The sequence below is a fragment of the Salmonella sp. 2018103 genome, assembly GCF_026247685.1.
In the GTDB taxonomy this organism is placed as follows: Bacteria; Pseudomonadota; Gammaproteobacteria; order Enterobacterales; family Enterobacteriaceae; genus Salmonella; species Salmonella enterica.
This window is the reverse complement of sequence record NZ_CP111029.1, coordinates 3,096,010-3,112,420: the sequence shown is the minus strand read 5'-3', so window position 1 is coordinate 3,112,420 and position 16,411 is coordinate 3,096,010. Positions and strand designations below refer to the sequence as shown.

Genomic DNA, 16,411 nt, shown 5'->3' with positions numbered 1-16,411 from the left:
TTTCAGACTAAACCCTGGCCGCGCAGCGCCATAAGCTGCTTCATTAATATTTCTTCAATGAGCTCGCTGCGGCTAATGTTGCGCGCTTCGGCCAGCTCATTCAGCGCGTCAACCGCTTGTGCGTTGAGTTTTAATTCGACACGCTTGAGGCCACGAACTTTGTCGCGTTTTAACTGGTTGCGCTTGTTGATGCGTAACTGTTCATCGCGCGAAAGCGGATTCGTTTTAGGTCGTCCCGGGCGACGCTCGTGCGCGAACAGATCTAATGTCGTACGGTCCGTTTGTTCTTTGGCCATGATTTTGGTGACTTCGGGGGAAACAATCAGCCAGGCTTATGCCCGGATGGATAGCGCGCCATCATACATCAGCGAGGAAGCGACGCCAACGCCCGCGCGCGTAATCGCGCACAGGCGATGAGTTTTTAATCAGTTAGCGTTTATCGTGCAGATAACGGCGGATGGCGCGCAGAACCGCCTCTGGTTTTTCGGCATGTACCCAGTGGCCCGCGCCGGCGATCACATGCGCGCGCGCCAGAGGGAATTGCGCCAGCAGCGCGTCGCGGTACGCTTCGGTCACGTACGGCGAGTTACCGCCTGGAATAAACAGCGCCGGATATTCCCAGGGCGGAATGGTTTCCCAGCCGACGATATGCGGATACTGCTCCCATAATACCGGAACATTAAAACGCCATTCGCCTTCAGCCCAGGATTTTAACAGAAACTGGATCACGCCTTCTTCGTTGAGGTGCTGGCGCATAATCCCTGCCGCCTGTTGGCGGGATGTCGCGTCGGATTCGCTGACGGCGTTAATGGCCGCGAAAATGCGATCGTGGCGGCGAACGTGATAATCCACGGGGGCGATATCAATCGCGACCAGACGATCGATGCGATCGGGCGCCAGCGCCGTCAGCGCCATTACCGCTTTTCCGCCCATGGAATGACCAATAAACGTCGCTTTTTCAATCTGCTGCGCGTCAAGCGTATCCAGAAGATCCTGGGCCATTGCCGGATAATCCATGACCGGATCGCGCGGCGATAAACCATGATTGCGCATATCGACCTGAATAATGTCGTGATCGGTCACCAGATCGCGCGCCAGTACGCCGAGGTTGTCCAGGCTGCCAAACAGACCATGAACGAGAACGATGGGGGAATTATTGTGCAGGTTTTGTGCAGATTGCGCTCGGATGTTTAATTTCATGGCAAAGTTCTTTTTTTCGCTCTGTCGGGTTAGGGTATTATGTTGACCATTCTGCCACTGGGCTGCAACCTCTAAGGTTTACTCCGAGTTTTTTTGTCAGCCGGGCTTAACGCTATCCGCTGTTGGGATTTGTTCCTATAATCCCAATGACTTGTATTCAGCAAAGACATCGCACTGGATTAAGATGAAAACGATTGAAGTTGATGATGAACTCTATAGCTATATTGCCAGCCACACCAAGCATATCGGCGAGAGCGCATCCGACATTTTACGGCGTATGTTGAAGTTTTCCGCCACGACACAGCCAACGACTTCAGCGGTGAAGGGGACGCCTGCGGCGCAACCCGTTGCCGAAGCGAAACCGGTCAACCCGGTAAAAGACAAAGTTCGCGCGATGCGTGAGCTGCTGTTGTCTGACGAATATGCCGAGCAGAAAAAAGCGGTCAACCGCTTTATGCTGATTCTGACTACACTCTATTCATTGGATCACCACGCGTTTGCGGAGGCGACGGAGTCGTTGCATGGCCGCACGCGCGTCTATTTTGCGGCGGATGAACAAACGCTGCTGAAAAATGGGAATCAAACTAAACCTAAGCACGTTCCCGGCACGCCGTACTGGGTGATCACCAACACCAACACCGGCCGTAAATGCAGCATGATCGAACACATCATGCAGTCAATGCAATTCCCGGCGGAATTGATTGAAAAGGTTTGCGGAACAATTTAATCCTTGCATTAGAAGGACCAGGCAATGGCAATCCACAACCGCGCAGGACAACCCGCGCAACAGAGTGATTTGATTAACGTCGCCCAACTGACGGCGCAGTATTATGTACTGAAACCGGAGGCAGGGAATGCAGAACATGCCGTGAAATTTGGCACTTCCGGCCATCGCGGTAGCGCAGGTCGTCACAGTTTCAACGAACCGCATATTCTGGCGATCGCCCAGGCGATTGCTGAAGAGCGGGCGAAGAATGGCATTACCGGCCCCTGCTATGTGGGGAAAGACACCCATGCGCTCTCGGAACCGGCCTTCATTTCCGTGCTGGAAGTGCTGGCGGCAAACGGCGTAGACGTTATCGTGCAGGAAAATAATGGCTTCACGCCAACGCCTGCCGTGTCAAATGCTATCCTGGTCCATAACAAAAAAGGCGGCCCGCTGGCTGATGGTATTGTCATTACGCCGTCGCACAACCCGCCGGAAGATGGCGGTATTAAATATAATCCGCCCAATGGCGGCCCGGCGGACACCAACGTCACTAAAGTGGTAGAAGATCGCGCCAATGCGCTGCTGGCGGATGGCCTGCAAGGCGTTAAGCGCATCTCTCTGGATGCGGCAATGGCCTCGGGCCACGTTAAAGCGGTAGATCTGGTGCAGCCATTTGTCGAAGGGCTGGCGGATATCGTTGATATGGCGGCGATTCAGAAAGCCGGTCTGACGCTGGGTGTCGATCCGCTGGGCGGCTCCGGTATTGAATACTGGAAACGTATCGCTGAGCATTACAAGCTTAACCTGACGTTAGTTAACGATCAGGTTGATCAAACCTTCCGCTTTATGCACCTTGATAAAGATGGCGCGATCCGTATGGATTGCTCCTCCGAATGTGCGATGGCGGGTTTGCTGGCGCTGCGTGACAAGTTTGACCTGGCCTTCGCCAACGACCCGGACTACGACCGTCATGGCATCGTGACGCCTGCAGGGCTGATGAACCCGAACCATTATCTGGCGGTCGCCATTAACTATCTGTTCCAGCATCGTCCGCTGTGGGGCAAAGACGTGGCTGTCGGTAAAACGCTGGTCTCTTCCGCGATGATTGACCGCGTGGTGAATGATTTGGGACGCAAGCTGGTAGAAGTGCCGGTTGGCTTCAAATGGTTTGTTGACGGTTTGTTCGACGGCAGCTTTGGTTTCGGCGGGGAAGAGAGCGCGGGCGCTTCGTTCCTGCGTTTCGACGGTACGCCGTGGTCTACCGATAAAGACGGTATCATCATGTGCCTGCTGGCGGCAGAAATCACCGCCGTTACCGGGAAAAACCCGCAAGAGCATTACAATGAACTGGCAGCGCGTTTTGGCGCGCCGAGCTATAACCGTCTGCAGGCGGCAGCGACCTCGGCCCAGAAAGCGGCATTGTCTAAACTGTCTCCGGAAATGGTCAGCGCCAGCACGCTGGCAGGCGACCCGATCACCGCGCGTCTTACCGCAGCGCCGGGTAATGGCGCATCGATTGGCGGCCTGAAGGTAATGACCGATAACGGCTGGTTCGCCGCGCGTCCATCCGGTACGGAAGACGCTTACAAGATCTATTGCGAAAGCTTCCTGGGGGAAGAACATCGCAAGCAGATTGAGAAAGAAGCCGTTGAAATCGTTAGCGAAGTATTGAAAAACGCCTGATGGGCGATATGGAAGAAAAAGGAGCCGTAAGGCTCCTTTTTTATATTAACGGCGCTGCGCTTATCAGGCCTGTAAACCGCCTCCAGGCCGGATAAGGCGCTTGTGCTATCTGACTTATTCGCTCTGAGTCGCCAGATGTCGGCGGCAGGTGAGGGCGTCGCATTCAATACGCACCACGCAAACCGCTTTCATCATATCTTCCCGATAACTGAAGGTTTTTCCCGGATCGGTCTGACGCATAATGACGTCCAGGCCGTAGCGCATCTCCTCGCGTGTTTGCAATATCGATGCCAGTCCGGTGGCGAAAACGCTGGTGTAGGCGTAGCTATAATCACAGGGGTCATCGGCACGTAGTAATGCATGGTCGCCGTCCATTTCAATGCATACTGCCGGGTTCTTACGTAACAGACGCATCTTTTTCCCGGTGCGTGCGCCGTGAAAATAAAATATCCAGCGTCCGTTCTGATACTCGTAGCCAAAATTTACGGGGACAACATACGGACAGAGATTGTCGTTAAACCCTATCCGACACACTTCGTGTTTACTGAGAATAGCCAGTATTTCTGCTATATCAGTGACTTCCCGTTCTGGATTACTCATTTCTATTATCTTATTCAAAGTGTGAAAATGCCCGGACTACCGTTACCGCAGCCCGGGCGCGCCATCAGCCGTGTTTATTTTTCAATTCAAAACGCGGTGAGACCAGGCCGTATAACGTCCAGCCGAGGAAGGTCACAATTGAGCCGTACAGCATGGCTTCTTCACCGGAGGAATAGAGCGCGTAGAAGCTATACATGGCACCAACGAAGGCCACGAAGTTAGCGACTTTCGCTTTTGATGACGGCACATTCGCCATTTTCTGAATGATAACCAACGCGGCCATCGACAGAATATACGGAATAATGTTCGTCACCACCGCCAGGTTAACCAGGACGTTAAACTGACTATTCAGCGACGGGCTAATGGTCATCAGCGACAGGCCAGTCTGAATAATCACAATAATCAGCATCCCCTGTACCGGCGCGTCGACTTTCGTTACACGAGAGAAGACTTTCGGGAAATAGCCTTCGTCAGCGGAGGATTTAAAGACCTGGGCGATAGTGAACTGCCAGCCCAGCAGCGAGCCGCAGCAGGACATTACCATCAGCGCCATGATCACTTTACCTACCGCAGGCGTGAACATCTGTGCAAACGCCAGACCAAACGGCGCCGTGGAGTTCGCCAGATCCATGTTCGGCACAATCCCGGCAATCACGTTAGTCGAAACGATATAGATGACCGCCGCGCCCAGCGTACCGCCCAGTACCGCAATGGGGACGTTCTTTTCCGGATTCTCGACCACGTCTGCGTTGGCGCAGGCGGATTCCAGTCCAAGAAATGCCCACAACGTCATGGCGATGGAAGAACCGACCGCGCTAAAGAACGGAACATGGTGCGGGTTCCATGACGCTACGTACATGCTGGGGCTAAACCAGAACCAGCCAATGATGCACAGGCCGACAACCGGAATGATGACGCCCCAAACGGTAACGCTACTGATCTGTCCGGTAATACGCGCGCCGCCAAAGTTTGCGATAGTACAAACCCACAATACGGCGATAGTCGCCAGGCCGATCTGGAGCGGCGTCAGCGCGGCGCCGAACAGTTCGGTGCCATAGCCGACAGCGGAAATGGCGATAGCCACGTTGGCGATCAGCAGCGAGACGCCGTAGGTATAGTTCGCCATAAAGTTGCCGGATTTACCGAAGGCATATTCGGCGTAACCGCCCATGCCGCCGGATTTACGGCTAAACATACCGCATTTCGCAAACGCCCAGGCCAGCGCCATCGAGCCGACGGCGGTGACCAGCCAGGAGATAATGGATATCGTGCCGACTTCAGACAGTTTGGTCGGTAGCATGATGATCCCGGAGCCCATCATGTTGACCATAGTCAGAATTGTGAGCTGCACGACACCCATTTTATTGGATTTAGGTTTACTCATAATTTTTCCTCCTTCAGCAGGGAGCGCTGCGCGTCACGAGGTTTAATGACGTAGCACCAGACCTGCTTACGGCCGTCGTGTTCTTCGATATAAACGCCCTGCAGTTCAGGCGCAAAGCCCGGCAGCAGGTTGATCCCTTCTTCCAGGGCGCTGAAGTAACGCAGGACAGAACCGCCCCAGATTTCACCCGGAACTACACACAGCACTCCCGGCGGGTAAGGCAGAGCGCCTTCAGCCGCGATACGACCTTCCGCTTCCGGCAGGCGAACCAGTTCGACCTCGCCGCGCAGATAGGCATAGTTGGCCTCTTGCGGATTCATACTGACTTTCGGGAAATGCGATTTACGGAACATCTCTTTTTGCAGCTGTTTCACGTTGTGCCGCGCATAGAGATCGTGCATCTCCTGGCAAAGCTGACGCAGGGTGTAGCCGGCATAACGCGCTTCATGCTGTTTGTAGATGGACGGTAATACTTCCGCTAACGGCGCATCAGCTTCCAGCAGTTTTTCGAAACGAGCCAGCAGGGCGACAAGCTGTTGTAACTTCGCCATGTCTTCTGCCGGCGTCAGCAGGAACAGAATGGAGTTGAGGTCGCATTTTTCCGGCACAACGCCGTTCTCGCGCAGGAAGTTGGCGAGGATCGTGGCAGGAACGCCAAAGTCTTCATATTCGCCGCTCGCTGCATTAATGCCCGGTGTGGTGAGCAGCAGTTTGCAAGGGTCGACAAAGTACTGATGTTCGGCATAGCCTTCAAACGCATGCCAGTGTTCTCCCGGAACGAAGTGGAAGAAGCGCAGATCGCTGGCGATCTCTGACGTCGGGTATGACTGCCACGGCTTACCATCAATCAGTTCCGGTACGAACGGACGGATGTGATGACAGTTTTCGAGGATCAATTTACGGGCATCGATGCCGTTAACCACGCAATCCATCCACATATTGCGACCGCTGACGCCTTCGTGCATTTTGGCGTTAACGTCCAGCGCGGCGAACAGCGGATAGAACGGGCTGGTGGAGGCGTGCATCATAAAGGCGTTGTTCATGCGCTTATGCGGAACGTAGCGCGATTGCCCTTTGATATGGCTATCTTTTTTATGGATCTGCGAGGTCTGGGAGAAACCGGCTTGTTGTTTGTGAACGGACTGCGTCACCAGAATACCCGGATCGTTTTCGTTCAGTTCCAGCAGCAGCGGCGAACAATCGGCCATCATCGGAATAAATTGTTCATAGCCGACCCAGGCGGAGTCAAACAGGATGTAGTCGCACAGATGACCAATTTTATCGACGACCTGACGGGCGTTATAAATGGTACCGTCGTAGGTGCCTAACTGGATGACGGCCAGACGGAATGGACGTGCTTCGCGGGCACGCTGCGGCGCGACTTCGCTAATCAGCTCGCGCAGGTAATCTTCTTCGAAGCAGTGAGCGTCGATCCCGCCGATAAAACCATACGGGTTACGTGCGGTTTCCAGATAAACTGGCGTTGCGCCCGCCTGCAATAATGCGCCGTGGTGGTTAGATTTGTGGTTGTTACGGTCAAACAGTACCAGATCGCCCGGCGTTAACAGCGCGTTGAGTACGACTTTGTTAGAGGAGGAGGTCCCGTTCAGCACAAAGTAGGTCTTATCGGCGTTAAAGACTTTCGCCGCATGTTGCTGCGCAATGCAAGGCGCGCCTTCGTGAATCAGCAGATCGCCCATCGCCACGTCCGCGTTGCATAGGTCGGAGCGGAAGAGCGTTTCGCCAAAGTATTCCACGAACTGATTACCGGCAGGATGACGGCGGAAGAATTCGCCGCCCTGATGCCCCGGGCAGTCAAATGCGCTGTTGCCCTGGTTGACATAATCCACCAGCGCGCGGAAAAACGGCGGACGTAACTGCGTTTCGTAGTGGCTTGCTGCGGTTTCCAACTGGCGACCATAGAAGGCAGTACGGGATTCATTATATTCGAATACACCAGAGATACGCGGCAAATACTCAGGCGGTACGCGCCCTTCGTCATGAGTCGCGACAAACACGGGAATACCGTAACCCGTTGCGTCGATTTCATCGAGTTTTCCGTGTTCAATGTCGTCGATGGATAACACGATGGCAGCCACGTCGATGAAACGACTCTCATCAACATTTACAATATTACGGTGTGTAGAAAAACAATCCGGGCAATGACGGCTAACGGCAATTTTTAATTCTGACATTTTTTCATCTCTTTATTTCAGGTAATAGCAGGCCCTCAATTTCTCGCATGAGAAACTGATTCTTCCGGAAAAAATCAAAGCTATCCCGCTGATAAAAAAATCAGTAAATTAGCTTTATTTTAGATGTAATAAATCCCAACCCGTCCGGTTGCAGGAAATTCAGGATTTAAGGAGTTGAGTACTACGATATACAGGCAGAAACCGTGATAACTAAAATTGCGCTGAGTCGGAATTTCTTCTATCAAACCAGATGGTTAGCTGGGTGGACGTAAAGGAATTACCGTACTGTCGCTTTTAACAATTCGAGTTATTTAGGCAATAGACCTGAATGACATAAGGGTCGGAAAGACCTGTATGCTGAAGTACCCGTAGCAGAAAAACTACCGGGCATTAAAGAAATGAAAATCGAAACTATTACGGTGGGCAAACATCATAATATGCGTTGTCCGCCTTATATGGGGCATAAAACGATTATTATTTTCCATTTTGAGGTCCTTTCATTGATTTATTGAAAGCATGGATATTTTATCCAGGGAGCGCCAGCGATCTGTGAACCAGATCAACAAAAAACGATCATTTGAAAAATAATTAGTCGGCGATTATGCATATCGTGCTGTGAAATAACGGATTGTTTCTTAAATGTTAATTATATGTTTTTTATATCCTTCATAAAATATAATATCGCCGCGAAAATAATTATTCGCGACGCCGAAAATAAATGACATAAAAATTAGAAGTTATTTAAAAATAATGAATGGCTATTCACGGCATAAAGCGATAGCCAATTCCGGTTTCGGTAATAAAATGGCGTGGGCGGGTGGGATCTTGTTCCAGTTTCTGGCGTAAATGTCCCATATAGATGCGCAAATAGTGGCTATGCTCCACGGCGTTAGGGCCCCAGACCTGGTTTAATAACTGCCGTTGGGTTAATACCTTGCCGGCATTATTGAGTAATACCGCCAGCAGGCGGAACTCAATCGGCGTCAGATGGATTTCTTCGTCGCCACGGTGGATCAACCGTGCGGCGAGATCGACCGTCACGCCGGAAAAGCGGACGATCGGATCGGCGCAAGGGCTGGCGGCGTGCCGTCGCAGCGCGACACGCAAACGCGCCTGCAACTCGCCAATGCCGAATGGCTTGCTCAGGTAATCATCAGCTCCGGCGTCAAGCGCGGCAATCTTATCGCTTTCTTCGCTGCGGGCGGAAAGGACAATCACCGGTATTGCGCTCCACTGACGCAGGTCGCGAATAAAATCGATTCCGTCGCCGTCCGGCAGGCCGAGATCGAGAATAATCAGATCGGGCTTTCGCGTGGCGGCTTCCAGTAAACCACGTTGTAATGTTTCAGCTTCATACACGCGCAGGCCGTCGCCTTCCAGCGCGGCGCGCAGAAAGCGGCGGATGGCCTGTTCATCTTCAACAATCAGAACGTTTGTCACATATCCTCATGAAAATCATCAAGTTCAGGTGGCTTTCCTTGCGGCAGCGTCACACGGAAACAGGCGCCGCCCTGCGGTCGATTATAGGCGGTAAGCGTGCCGCCGTGTACCTCTACGATAGCATGGCAAATCGCCAGCCCCAGCCCCACGCCGGGGACGGAGGACTCTTTGTTGCCGCGGGCGAACTTATCGAAAATCTTCTGTTCTTGCCCCGCAGGAATACCCGGCCCGTTATCCCAGACATCCAGTTGTAAACGATCGTCCTTAACCGCAGCATCAATGCCGATACTGGCCTGCGGCCCGGCGTACTTAACGGCGTTTTCCAGCAAGTTGATCAGGACACGCTCAAATAAGGGGCCATCGACATGGATAAGCGTTAACTGTTGCGGCAGCGACAATGTAATCGGATGCAATAAACCCGGCTCTAACATCTGTAACGCGCTCCCGACGACCTCTTCCAGCGTCAGCCACTCTTTTTTAAGATTAAACCCGCCGGACTGAATACGCGCCATATCCAGCAAATTATTCACCAGCCGGGTGGTGTTGAGAATATGCTGGCGGATTTCACTGGCCTGACGCGCGTGGGGCGATCCTGCGCTGGCTAAATCCAGCGTCAAAATTTCCGCCTGGCCGAACAATACCGTCAGCGGCGTGCGTAAATCATGCGACAGCGCCGCCAGCAGAGCGTTGCGAATACTTTCGCGCTCGCTGGCGAGACGCGCCTGTTCTTCGCTGGCGGTTAGCGTCAGTCGTTCCAGCGCGTTGGCGACAAGCAGAGTAAATGTTTCCAGCAGGCGTTGCTGCTCCGGCACCATTAACTGACGCAAATTACCCGGTTCGACGATAGCCAGACCGTATGTTTTATCGGCGCTTTTCAGCGGCAGGATTTGATAAGGCACGCCTGGGAGGGTATCGGTGCCTGCGCCGGCAGGCTGGCCTTTATCAAAACTCCAGCGCGCAATTGCGTCGTCCCACGGCGTCATGCCTTGCTGGTGGGTGAGAGGCCGCAACTTACCGTTAGCATCAGGTAATAAAATTTGGCTGCGCGCCTGAAACGTCGAGGCGATAAACCGCTCGCTGGTCGCGGCGATATCATGTTCGCTACGCCCGACGGCCAGCGCTTTAGACATTTCATATAAATGGCGGGTACGCTGTTCCCGATAACGGGCGACGCGCGCCTGATAGCGCACCCCGGCAGTAAGATTGCCAATCACCAGACCAACCGTCAGCATCACGGCAAAGGTCAGCAAATACTGCACGTCCGAAACGGCGAGCGTACCGCGTGGCGCGATAAAAAAGAGATCGAAACTCGCCACGTTAATCACCGTCGCCACCACCGACGGCCAGCGTCCGTAAAGCAGCGCAATCACCACTACGCCCAGCAAATAGAGCATCACCAGATTGGCGGCGTCGAAGGTGACAAGCCACTGCATAGCGATAAGCGTGGTGATGGCGCAAAGCGCCACGGCGACCAGACAGCCCTGAATCTGCCCACGCCATTTCTCTTTAAAAGGTCGGTTATCAGGCGTTTGCGCCAACGCGCGGGCAGGCGGTTCTTCCAGCGCGACGATCACCTGATCGAGATCCGGCGCGCGCCTGGCAAGACGGTCGGCGAAAGCGTCACGTCGCCACCAGCGTCGCGACGCCGGGCGGCCCATGACGATTTTCCCCAGATTATGCTCGCGGGCATAGCGCACGACCGCTTTCTCTTCGGCGGGATCGGACAGGGTGGCGGTTTCCGCGCCAAGCTCCTGCGCCAGGCGCAGCGCGCTTAAAATGGCCCGTCGTTGCTTTTCCGGTAAGCGGTGTAACGTTGGCGTTTCGACATAGACGGCGTGCCAGACGCTGCCGAGCCGGGAGGCCAGACGCGCCGCGGTACGCACCAGTTTTTCGCTGCCGGTGTTATGCCCGATACACAGTAAAATCGCATCGCGGGTATGCCATACTTTTTCTTCGCCCGGATGCGCGCGCCAGGCGCGCATCTGATCGTCCACGCGATCGGCTGTCCGGCGTAGCGCCAGCTCGCGGAGGGCGATCAGATTGCCCTTGCGGAAAAAATGTTCAATAGCGCGTTCCGCCTGACCGGCGATATACACTTTACCTTCGTTGAGCCGTTGGCGCAGATCGTCGGGCGGCAGATCGACCAGTACGACTTCATCGGCGGCATCAAAAAAGGGATCGGGGACAGTTTCGCGCACCTGAATCCCCGTGACGCCGCTCACCACATCGTTCAGACTTTCCAGATGTTGTACATTCACGGTGGTGAAAACGTCGATTCCCGCTTCCAGCAGCTCTTCAATATCCTGCCAGCGCTTAGGATGGCGTGAGCCAGGCGCGTTACTGTGCGCCAGCTCATCCATTAAAATCAGCGCCGGACGCCGGGCGAGGGCGGCATCCAGGTCAAATTCGCGGATTTGCCGCCCCCGGTGCGAGTGACGTTTTGGCGGCAGAATGGTCAGCCCGTCAAGTAGCGCGGCGGTCTCTTTACGGCCATGCGTTTCTACCACGCCGATCACCACATCCAGCCCCTGCGCTCGCAGCCGCTGCGCTTGCGCCAGCATCGCCCAGGTTTTTCCGACGCCTGCGCAGGCGCCGAAGAAAATTTTCAACTTCCCCCGGTGGGGCGGGGGCGTTTGTTCCAACAAGCGATCCGGATCAGGACGCAAGGGTTCGTCGTTCATTTCGCTCTGTGTCCCTGTAGCGCATCCAGCGCCAGATTAAGCTCAACAATATTCACCACCGGTTGCCCAAGAAAGCGCGCCAGCGGCCTGTGCGTATATTCTGCAACCAGTTGCGCGACCTGTTCAACGGGAAGCTGGCGAGCCGCCGCCACGCGGGGGATTTGCCATGCCGCGGCGCCGGGTGTCAGATTATTATCCAGCCCGCTTGCCGATGCTGTCGCCAGCTCAACCGGAACCGCGGAGCTCGCTTGGGGGTTAGCGGCGCGTAGCGCGGCGACGCGGGCCTGAATTTGCGCATCCAGTTCGGGATTGCTGGCGGCCAGGTTGCTTCCGCCCGACGCCAGTGGATTATAAGGCGTATCGGCGGTGGCGGAGGGCCGGCCATGAAAATAGCCTGCGGCGGTAAACGATTGTCCGATAAGCGCTGAGCCGCGTATCACATTGTCTTTATGAATCAGCGAGCCATTAGCCTGCCAGGGAAACCACCACTGCCCCAGCGCCGTGGTCAGAAGCGGATACACGCCGCCGGTCAATAACAGCAGAAATAACATTGTCGAAAAAGCAGGACGTAAACCGATCATCATACACCTCACGCCAGACCCAGCAGGGTCAGTAGCACATCAATCACTTTGATGCCAATAAACGGCACCACCAGACCACCCAGACCATAGATCCATAAATTACGGCGCAGCATGGCCGATGCGGAAAGCGGCTTATAACTCACGCCTTTTAATGCCAGCGGGATCAGAAAAATGATAATCAGGGCGTTAAAGATCACCGCGCTCAGAATGGCGGAGTTCGGCGAATGCAGCCCCATCACGTTGAGCGCGTTTAGCTGCGGATAGGTAGCGGCAAACGCGGCGGGAATAATGGCGAAATATTTCGCTACATCATTCGCGATACTGAAGGTGGTGAGCGAGCCGCGCGTCATCAGCATCTGCTTACCGATATGCACCACTTCAATCAACTTGGTCGGGTTAGAGTCCAGATCCACCATATTACCGGCTTCTTTCGCCGCCTGGGTGCCGGAGTTCATCGCCACCGCGACGTCAGCCTGCGCCAGCGCCGGGGCATCGTTAGTGCCGTCGCCGGTCATGGCGACCAGCCGTCCTTCCGCCTGATATTGACGGATCAGCGCCAGCTTGGCTTCCGGCGTGGCTTCGGCAAGAAAATCGTCCACACCGGCTTCGGCGGCAATCGCTGCCGCCGTCAGGCGGTTATCGCCAGTGATCATCACCGTTTTAATGCCCATCTTTCGTAGCTGGGCGAAACGTTCTTTAATGCCGCCTTTAACGATATCCTTGAGGGCGATAACACCCAGTACGCGCGCGCCTTCCACGACCACCAGCGGCGTCGCGCCCAGACGCGCCACGTTCTCGACGTTTTGCTCGACATCGGCGGGAAAATGGCCGCCATTGCTCTCGACATGACGCCGAATCGCGTCCACCGAGCCTTTACGGATCATCCGGTTATCGATATTAATCCCGCTCATGCGGCTTTGCGCGGTAAACGGAACAAAGGTGGCATGAAGCGACTGCACATCGCGTTCACGCAGGTTAAAGCGCTGTTTGGCGAGGATCACAATGCTGCGGCCTTCCGGCGTTTCGTCGGCCAGCGAAGCGAGCTGCGCGGCGTCAGCCAGCGTGCGTTCGTCCACCCCTCGGGCGGGAATAAAATCGGACGCCTGGCGATTGCCGAGCGTGATAGTGCCGGTTTTATCCAGCAGTAACACGTCGACATCGCCCGCGGCTTCTACGGCGCGGCCGCTGGTGGCGATGACGTTCGCGCCCAACATTCGGCTCATTCCGGCTACGCCAATGGCGGAGAGTAGCCCGCCGATGGTGGTGGGGATCAGGCACACCAGCAACGCCACCAACACGGTGACGCTGACCGCGTTACCGCCCCAGGCGGAGAAGGGCCACAGGGTGGCGGTCGCCAATAAAAAGACAATGGTCAGGGCGATGAGCAAAATCGTCAGGGCAATCTCGTTAGGCGTTTTCCGCCGCTGCGCGCCTTCCACCATCGCGATCATCCGGTCAAGAAAGGTTTCGCCAGGATTGACGCTACAGGCAATCACCAGCCAGTCGGAAAGAATTCGCGTGCCGCCGGTGACAGAAGCGAAATCGCCGCCGGACTCACGGATCACGGGCGCAGATTCGCCGGTAATCGCACTTTCATCCACCGAGGCGCCGCCTTCGATGACCTCGCCATCGCAGGGAATAATATCGCCCGCTTTGACCAGGACAATGTCGCCTTTCCGCAGTTCAGCGGCGGGCACGTTATCGGCCTGCGCATCATGGCGCGGGGCGCGCAGACGGCGAGCGAACGCGGTCTTTTTCACCCCTTTCAGACTGTTTGCCAGGGCTTTGCTGCGGCCTTCCGCCAGCGCTTCGGCAAAATTGGCGAACAGTACGGTGAACCATAACCACAGGCTGATCACCCCTGTAAACAAGGCGCTTCCCGTTATTTGTCCTGTTACCATAGCGAGCGTTAACAGAGTGGTTAGCACGCTGCCGGCCCAGACCACAAACATCACCGGGTTACGCCACTGGGCGCGTGGGCTTAATTTTTTTACGGCATCCGTTAGCGCCTGTACGAGTAAAACAGGTTCAAACAGCGCCAGTTGCTTGCGACTCATATCAATGTACTCCGCATCGCTCAAGGTAAAGAGAAATGTTCCGCTACCGGGCCAAGCGCCAGGGCAGGAATAAACGTCAGCGCGCCGACCAGCAGTACCGTGCCGATGAGCAGTCCAATAAATAGCGCGCCGTGGGTCGCCAGCGTTCCCTGACTGGCCGGCTGTACTTTTTTACTGACCAGCGATCCGGCGATGGCCATGACAGGAATAATCACGCCGAAACGGCCGACGAACATGCAGAACGCCAGCAAACAGTTCCAGAAAGGCGAGTTAGCGCTCAGACCCGCAAAGGCGCTACCGTTGTTGTTGGCGGCAGAGGAGACGGCATATAGCACTTCGCTAAAACCGTGCGGGCCAGGGTTCAGCATTGCGCTGCGTCCGGCATCCGTCATCATCGCCAGCGCCGAACCCAACAAGACCAGCATCGGCGTGACCAGAATCGCCAGCGCGGTCATTTTCATTTCGCGCACGTCGATTTTTTTCCCCAGATATTCCGGCGTGCGACCGATCATCAGCCCCGCGATGAACACCGCCAGCAGGACAAACAGCAACATGCCATACAGGCCTGAACCGACGCCGCCAAAGACCACTTCGCCAATTTGCATCAGCCACATCGGCACCATACCGCCCAGAGCGGTAAACGAGTCGTGCATGGCATTTACCGCCCCGCAGGACGCCGCGGTCGTGACGACGGCAAACAGGCTGCTGGCCAGCACGCCAAAGCGTGTTTCTTTACCTTCCATGTTGACGCTACTGTCCGCGCCTGCCGCCAACAGATGTGGATTTCCCTGAACTTCCGCCCACATCACTACCGCTACGCAGACCACAAAAATGAATGACATTGCCCACAGTAGCGCGCGTCCCTGACGGCGATCGCCCGCCGCTTCGCCAAAGGCGAAACAGAGCGCGGCTGGAATCAAAAATATCGCCAGCATCTGCGCCAGATTAGTGAGCGCGGTGGGGTTTTCGAACGGATGCGAAGAGTTGGCGTTAAAGAAACCGCCGCCGTTGGTGCCAAGCATTTTGATCGCCTCCTGCGAAGCAACCGGCCCCATCGGCAAAAGTTGTTTAGCGCCTTCAAGGGTGGTGATGGGCTGATAAGCCGACAGGTTTTGCGGTACGCCTTGTTGGATAAAAAACAGCGCGATAATTAACGCGACAGGAAATAATATCCATAGCGTAATGCGTACCAGATCTTGCCAGGCATTACCCAGCGTGTGCACATTCTGGCGCGTAAAGGCGCGGATAAGTGCAAAAACCACCGCAATCCCGGTCGCCGCCGACAGGAAATTTTGCACCGTCAGCCCCGCCATCTGGCTAAAGTAGCTCAGCGTGCTTTCGCCGCTGTAGGCTTGCCAGTTGGTATTGGTGACAAAGCTGACGGCGGTATTCAGCGCCAGATCCCAGGACAGCCCCGGTAGCCGCTGCGGATTTAAGGGCAGCCACTCCTGCCAGAACAGCAGGCAAAACAGGATGCCCAGTCCCAGCAGATTGAGCGTCAGTAGCGCCAGTAAATACTGACGCCAGTTCATTTCGTGGTCGGTAATGCCAAGAGTTCGCCAGAGGATACGCTCAATGCCAGCCACGCCCGGCAACGGAACGGCGGCGATGAGCCTTGCCAGGCCCGAACCCAACGGTTTCGCCAGTACCAATAAAATCAGTAAAAAACTGGCGATCAGTAAAAATCCTTGCGCGGCCATCAGAACGCCTCCGCATTAATCAGGGCATAGACCAGATAACCTAAAAGTAAGAAAACCAGCACGATGCCGGTTATCACGCCTGCACTCACAGAGCACCTCCAGTGGCATTGTTTTACTCCTGAGAAAGGTAATTTTTTGGCTGCAAAGATTTCGCAAAAATTGGCGGGCAGAGTGTAAAAAA

General features: G+C 55.1%; 14 protein-coding genes. 2 read left to right on the top strand and 12 right to left on the bottom strand.

The window, feature by feature from the left end:
• Window positions 1–2 precede the first annotated feature (2 nt).
• The gene (gene ybfE, locus OLG56_RS15170; protein ID WP_001040939.1) at window positions 3–296 is read right to left on the bottom strand and encodes a LexA regulated protein; all 294 of its coding nucleotides are present in this window, start codon (window positions 294–296) and stop codon (window positions 3–5) included.
• A gap of 133 nt (window positions 297–429) precedes the next feature.
• Entirely contained in the window at window positions 430–1,200 is a 771-nt protein-coding gene (gene ybfF / locus OLG56_RS15165) for an esterase (protein WP_000773249.1), read from the bottom strand.
• Between the two features lie 184 nt (window positions 1,201–1,384).
• On the opposite strand from ybfF, the gene seqA reads away from it, so the two are divergent.
• The gene (seqA, locus tag OLG56_RS15160; RefSeq protein WP_023137387.1) at window positions 1,385–1,927 is read left to right on the top strand and encodes a replication initiation negative regulator SeqA; all 543 of its coding nucleotides are present in this window, start codon (window positions 1,385–1,387) and stop codon (window positions 1,925–1,927) included.
• A 24-nt stretch (window positions 1,928–1,951) separates the two neighbouring features.
• A complete protein-coding gene (gene pgm, locus OLG56_RS15155; RefSeq protein ID WP_000974372.1) occupies window positions 1,952–3,592 on the top strand; it encodes a phosphoglucomutase (alpha-D-glucose-1,6-bisphosphate-dependent) in 1,641 nt (546 codons plus the stop codon).
• A 114-nt stretch (window positions 3,593–3,706) separates the two neighbouring features.
• On the opposite strand, the gene OLG56_RS15150 is transcribed toward pgm, so the two are convergent.
• The 10 genes from OLG56_RS15150 to kdpF all read right to left on the bottom strand — a co-directional run bounded on the left by OLG56_RS15150 (window position 3,707) and on the right by kdpF (window position 16,319).
• Window positions 3,707–4,192: a pyridoxamine 5'-phosphate oxidase family protein gene (locus tag OLG56_RS15150; RefSeq protein ID WP_000070056.1), complete on the bottom strand. Its 486-nt coding sequence runs from the start codon at window positions 4,190–4,192 to the stop codon at window positions 3,707–3,709.
• Window positions 4,193–4,256: 64 nt separating this feature from the next.
• A complete protein-coding gene (potE, locus tag OLG56_RS15145; RefSeq protein WP_000042658.1) occupies window positions 4,257–5,576 on the bottom strand; it encodes a putrescine-ornithine antiporter in 1,320 nt (439 codons plus the stop codon).
• Complete coding sequence (gene speF, locus OLG56_RS15140) at window positions 5,573–7,771, bottom strand: ornithine decarboxylase SpeF (RefSeq protein WP_001292402.1); 2,199 nt, start codon at window positions 7,769–7,771, stop codon at window positions 5,573–5,575. Before speF ends, potE begins: the two co-directional genes overlap by 4 nt.
• A 380-nt stretch (window positions 7,772–8,151) precedes the next feature.
• A complete protein-coding gene (gene speFL, locus OLG56_RS15135) occupies window positions 8,152–8,256 on the bottom strand; it encodes a leader peptide SpeFL (protein ID WP_015632840.1) in 105 nt (34 codons plus the stop codon).
• A gap of 277 nt (window positions 8,257–8,533) precedes the next feature.
• Window positions 8,534–9,211, bottom strand: coding sequence for a two-component system response regulator KdpE (gene kdpE, locus OLG56_RS15130; RefSeq protein WP_000186053.1), 678 nt, complete (start codon window positions 9,209–9,211; stop codon window positions 8,534–8,536).
• Window positions 9,208–11,892 carry a two-component system sensor histidine kinase KdpD gene (gene kdpD, locus OLG56_RS15125; RefSeq protein ID WP_023215223.1) on the bottom strand — a complete coding sequence of 895 codons (2,685 nt, stop codon included), beginning with the start codon at window positions 11,890–11,892 and terminating at the stop codon, window positions 9,208–9,210. The genes kdpE and kdpD overlap by 4 nt, the downstream gene beginning before the upstream one ends.
• The gene (gene kdpC, locus OLG56_RS15120) at window positions 11,889–12,473 is read right to left on the bottom strand and encodes a potassium-transporting ATPase subunit KdpC (RefSeq protein ID WP_000579804.1); all 585 of its coding nucleotides are present in this window, start codon (window positions 12,471–12,473) and stop codon (window positions 11,889–11,891) included. Before kdpC ends, kdpD begins: the two co-directional genes overlap by 4 nt.
• Window positions 12,474–12,481: 8 nt before the next feature.
• On the bottom strand, window positions 12,482–14,530 hold the full coding sequence (gene kdpB / locus OLG56_RS15115; RefSeq protein WP_061377193.1) for a potassium-transporting ATPase subunit KdpB: 2,049 nt from the start codon (window positions 14,528–14,530) through the stop codon (window positions 12,482–12,484).
• Window positions 14,531–14,550: 20 nt separating this feature from the next.
• Window positions 14,551–16,230: a potassium-transporting ATPase subunit KdpA gene (kdpA, locus tag OLG56_RS15110; protein ID WP_000730068.1), complete on the bottom strand. Its 1,680-nt coding sequence runs from the start codon at window positions 16,228–16,230 to the stop codon at window positions 14,551–14,553.
• On the bottom strand, window positions 16,230–16,319 hold the full coding sequence (kdpF, locus tag OLG56_RS15105; protein WP_001670793.1) for a K(+)-transporting ATPase subunit F: 90 nt from the start codon (window positions 16,317–16,319) through the stop codon (window positions 16,230–16,232). The genes kdpA and kdpF overlap by 1 nt, the downstream gene beginning before the upstream one ends.
• Window positions 16,320–16,411 lie beyond the last annotated feature (92 nt).

Bases quoted from the DNA above. Each gene is read 5' to 3' on its own strand.
- ybfE (WP_001040939.1), bottom strand. From the start codon at position 296: ATGGCCAAAGAACAAACGGACCGTACGACATTAGATCTGTTCGCGCAC.
- ybfF (WP_000773249.1), bottom strand. From the start codon at position 1,200: ATGAAATTAAACATCCGAGCGCAATCTGCACAAAACCTGCACAATAAT.
- seqA (WP_023137387.1), top strand. From the start codon at position 1,385: ATGAAAACGATTGAAGTTGATGATGAACTCTATAGCTATATTGCCAGC.
- pgm (WP_000974372.1), top strand. From the start codon at position 1,952: ATGGCAATCCACAACCGCGCAGGACAACCCGCGCAACAGAGTGATTTG.
- OLG56_RS15150 (WP_000070056.1), bottom strand. From the start codon at position 4,192: ATGAGTAATCCAGAACGGGAAGTCACTGATATAGCAGAAATACTGGCT.
- potE (WP_000042658.1), bottom strand. From the start codon at position 5,576: ATGAGTAAACCTAAATCCAATAAAATGGGTGTCGTGCAGCTCACAATT.
- speF (WP_001292402.1), bottom strand. From the start codon at position 7,771: ATGTCAGAATTAAAAATTGCCGTTAGCCGTCATTGCCCGGATTGTTTT.
- speFL (WP_015632840.1), bottom strand. From the start codon at position 8,256: ATGGAAAATAATAATCGTTTTATGCCCCATATAAGGCGGACAACGCAT.
- kdpD (WP_023215223.1), bottom strand. From the start codon at position 11,892: ATGAACGACGAACCCTTGCGTCCTGATCCGGATCGCTTGTTGGAACAA.
- kdpC (WP_000579804.1), bottom strand. From the start codon at position 12,473: ATGATCGGTTTACGTCCTGCTTTTTCGACAATGTTATTTCTGCTGTTA.
- kdpB (WP_061377193.1), bottom strand. From the start codon at position 14,530: ATGAGTCGCAAGCAACTGGCGCTGTTTGAACCTGTTTTACTCGTACAG.
- kdpA (WP_000730068.1), bottom strand. From the start codon at position 16,230: ATGGCCGCGCAAGGATTTTTACTGATCGCCAGTTTTTTACTGATTTTA.